We start from the raw sequence: 4,012 nt of genomic DNA on the forward strand, positions 1-4,012 counted from the left end.
TACTGCAACGGGCGGGCCACTCTTCCATTTCGCCCGGTATCGGGTACCGACTGCGACTTGCCCAGTGGTGAGCTGCTTCTCCACCGACTCCACCGCTGGGTTCCAGTGGAGCTCGTTGCGCATATCGCTCAGGTAGTCGAACGCCTTCTCGGGGGCGCATCGAATCGTGGTCGCGTTGCGAATCCTCGTCACGACAGGCTCCTCTCTCTCCTCACGCTAGTGTGCTCACTAGTGATGGCACTAGTAGAATGCTCCTCGTGCAGACGCCCGTCAAGAAACTCAATGTCAGTCGGGCTGAGCGCGCTCGTGTCACCCGCAACCGGATGCTCACCTGCGCGGGCGCACTGTTCCTCAGCCAGGGGTATGCCGCGACAACGGTGGAACAAATCGCGATCGACGCCGGGGTTGCGGTCCAAACGGTGTATTACACCTTCCGAACCAAGGGCCTGCTCCTGCGGGAACTCGTTGAGATGACCGCAGCCGGTGGAGAGCAGGCCGCTCCGGTCATGGAGCGTGCGTGGGCTCGCGACATGCTCTCCGTCACCTCTGCCCAGCGCGTGCTGGCGCTGGCTGTAGAGCACGGCACAGCAATCTACGAACGAGTCGCGATGCTCTGGCCCGCGGTCGCCGCCGCGGCGGCGGCGGACTCAGACGTCGCGACCTATTGGAGTTCAGTCAACGCCGCCCGTCGAGACGGCCAGCGCCGGATGGTGGCTCGCATCGTCGAGCTCGACGCACTCCGGCCCGACCTCGATCCCGAGCAGGCCACCGATCTCGTGGTCATGTTCCTGGGCCATGCCGTGTACCGCAACCTGGTGATCGAAGCCGGCTGGCCAGTTGCAACATTTCGAGCCTGGCTCTTCTCGACCATCGTGCCGCAACTCCTCGGGCCGGTGGAATTCGACCTGCACGCGACCGAAGACCTCTCCTTCGGCGGCCACCAGGCCGGCATCGAGCGAACCTAGAGCAACCCCCGTGTCACTCGAGCATCTCTGTCGGGCGTATGCCGACGTCGCCCGACCCGGCGCTTGCGGTTCTGGAGCGCTGGCGTGCGTGACTTTGGCGTCGGCGGGTCGACGTCAGCTGCTAAGCGTCTGCCAGTCTCAGAAGGGCGCTCGCGCCATCAGCGGCACCAGCACAGCAATGAACGCCGTCAGCACCGCGATGCCGCCGGCGACTGTAGCGATGATGAACTTCGTCCGGAACCGGTGCGGGATCCCCAGCCCGCGGTCCCGGCCGTGGAGGTCCACGGACCGCTTCGCATCGTCGAGGGTGGCGTACCATCCGAGCCCGCCCGAGTCGGCGTCCAAAGCCACGAATGCACCGCTGTCGGTCGTGATCACCGCACCGAGGGCCTTGCCGTCGCGATGCGCGACATGAACGCCTGGGCCAGTGGATTCCCAGACGGCGTCGGTGTGCAGCGCGGGTCGCAGAACAGTGCGGGTATTCATGTGCCGCGGTATGGTACCTGCGAACGGATTCATAGGAAGCTCCCCAAATCGGGAGTCGACCGGGGTCCGGGGGCGGCTGAGGCTGACCCTACCGCCTGCCCGTCATCAGGACAATGGCGTCAGGCGAGCCGTGCTGTGCGCAGGCGGCCCAGAACTCTCGCGCCGCTGCGGGTTGGCTCGCTAGCCGCGACGGGGTTGTCCGGATATTGCCCGCATACGGATCGGCTTGCGGGCGGTGCCCCACAACACCTGGCATCCGCGGAAGGTGCGTGCGAACCGTCCAGTCATTGTTGAAAAGATTCGCGTCATCTTTTTCCGTCGTCGGTAGACACGTGCCGTCCAGGCACAGACCTGGTGTTGGGCGCCGAGTGAGGTGACTGCGGTGCTGAGCGCGGCCCCCTGCTGGCAAGGGCGAACGCTTGTGATCGCACCAGGCACCCGCGCCGTCATGCTGTGACCGTTACCCGGGCACGGACAACGTTCTGTACGCGTGCGTGGGGGTCGGACGGGTCGCCCCCTACCTGGGCGGAGATTCGCGCTGAGATGAAGTACACCCCGGGTTGCTCGAAGGTGCGTTGCTCCTCCACCCCGACTGCGAGTGCCGGGGTGAACGGGCGCGTCGGTTCGGCTGCTTCCCACAGCAACTCGACGATGGTGCCGTCGCCGGGAGCTTGCGCTTCGAGTCGGACCGTTGCGGGAACGTTCGCTCGGACGGTAGCCGACGGGGTTCCGTTGACGGTGAGTACTCCGACTGGTTGTACGCCGCCGCGTGCCTCCGCGGAGTCAGGAACGGTGACCTGTCCGTCGATGATCGCGTAACTAGTGGTGGGTGATGGTTCTTGACCGTCTTCCACCCACGCGGCGAGCTGGCGGAGGGCGGCCTCCAGCGCGCCAACGTACGCGACCGAGCGGTCGGGGAACTCTTGCGGGTCGTCGTCGCCGTGCAAGGCGTTGTCCACGTACCACAGTCGCACTCGGTCATTGGCGTCGGCGCTGAGGTGGTCCTCGACGCGTTTGCGGTACCAGTCCGCTTGCCAGGGAAACGCTTCACGGTCGAGGAGGCATGCGACGATGATCATCTTCCCGGTGATCTGGCCGGTCGGAAGCGTGCCTGCCGTCCCTTGGGTGAAGATCGGGCCGAGCAGGGTGGGTCGTTGCGGGTAGATCGGGTGTCCGTCTGTGTCGCGGAACTGATCCCAGACGGTGTAATCGGGTCCAGGGACCTGATGCCGGTGGTAGGTCTGTGCGGCGAGGAATCCGGAATTGTCCAAGATCACTTCATCGCCCACCCGCAGCGCCGTGAGGAGCTCATCTTGCCCCGGCTCGGCGGTGACGGTGTCGGCGTCGATGCTGGTGAGCCGGAGGATCGTGCCCGCGGCAGCACCGGTTTGGACGTGCAGCTGTGCGCCCAGCATCCACCCTGCAGGTATGTCCGCGAGGCGGATGGTCGACGGTGCGTTGCTGGCGGCGGCGGTGTGTAGGAACGATTCATCGACACCGCCGGCCGTGAGGTGACCACCCCCGGTCGAAACACGGCTGTCCAGCGCGGCGATGGTGGTCGTCATCTGCACCCTGTCGCGATGCACGGATGCGGTCGGGTCGGCGCCAAGGTAGCCGTCGAGATTCCAGTAGTCGGCGGCGAACGTGGGATCCATGGCGATGACGCCCGGGTACAGAACGCTGAAGGCGTGCATGCCCATGGTCTGCCAGCCGAACCACGACCGCGGCGGGAACCCCATGCGGGTGACTTCCTGCAGCGCGGCTGTTTCCTCGTCGGTCAGGTCGAGCGCGTTGGGGTCGCCGCCGACGTCGTACGCGTCGACAATGGCCGGGAACTTGTCCCGCAGGATGCGTTGGGCATGCATGCGCACGCTGAATACGTTCGGGATGGCCATCGGGGTTCCCGGAACGTGTGGCACGAAGCCATCCCACACGTCCACCGTGTTCTCGGACGCGCCGATCGTGCGGTAGGCACCGCCACTGCCTCCGTAGAGGTAACCGTATGGGCGGTGGGTGCCGAACAGTTCCGCGGCGACGACGCGTGAGAATCGAGCCGCGGCGGCGTTTGCTCGGTATGCGCCGATGGTGGGGTCCAGTCCGGAGAACGGGTCGGCGGCGGCCGGGCCACCGCCGTTGGTTTCCACGAAGTAGGCGCCGCTGTCGACGGCGAAGCCGACCTTGTTATAGCCGTCGGTCACGAGCGGGGCGAGGTTTTCGCTTTGGGGCACGGGAGTCACGTGCTGGAAGAATCGGCCGTCGTAGTCGGAGGGGTCGGGGAAGTAGAACGAGAACAGGGTGTCCGTCCCGTCGAAGCCGCCGTGTACGTATCGGTGCCGGACGGGCACAGTACGCCACTCGTCGACGTCAACGAACGGCGCTCCGAAATAGTCGTCGGTTGTGTCGGGGGCCCACTTCGCGGTGGTGAGCGCGCCGTCGGCGACAGTGGGGTGTCCGATGCTGGTCATGATTCGCTTTCTAAGATTCGGCGCCCGCGGGGGTCGACGTGCCCGCGGAATCGGTGCCTGCCGGCGGTGGCGACTGTCTCGGTGGTGCCGGGGATT

Annotated in this window: 4 protein-coding genes; 1 reads left to right on the plus strand and 3 read right to left on the minus strand. The window is 65.9% G+C overall.

Annotated features, from left to right (window positions below; all coding sequences use genetic code 11):
- A partial coding sequence (locus tag VFX99_RS14290) for an SRPBCC family protein (protein ID WP_329666961.1) occupies positions 1–192 on the minus strand: 192 nt, incomplete at its 3' end.
- A 65-nt stretch (positions 193–257) separates the two neighbouring features.
- On the opposite strand from VFX99_RS14290, the gene VFX99_RS14295 reads away from it, so the two are divergent.
- A complete protein-coding gene (locus VFX99_RS14295; protein ID WP_329666962.1) occupies positions 258–965 on the plus strand; it encodes a TetR/AcrR family transcriptional regulator in 708 nt (235 codons plus the stop codon).
- A gap of 138 nt (positions 966–1,103) precedes the next feature.
- On the opposite strand, the gene VFX99_RS14300 is transcribed toward VFX99_RS14295, so the two are convergent.
- Positions 1,104–1,451 (minus strand): hypothetical protein, encoded by a 348-nt coding sequence (locus tag VFX99_RS14300; RefSeq protein WP_329666963.1) that lies wholly within the window; start codon positions 1,449–1,451, stop codon positions 1,104–1,106.
- 446 nt (positions 1,452–1,897) lie between these two features.
- On the minus strand, positions 1,898–3,916 hold the full coding sequence (locus VFX99_RS14305; RefSeq protein ID WP_329666964.1) for a hypothetical protein: 2,019 nt from the start codon (positions 3,914–3,916) through the stop codon (positions 1,898–1,900).
- Positions 3,917–4,012: the final 96 nt, after the last annotated feature.

The organism is Microbacterium sp. (assembly GCF_036277215.1).
GTDB lineage: Bacteria > Actinomycetota > Actinomycetes > Actinomycetales > Microbacteriaceae > Microbacterium.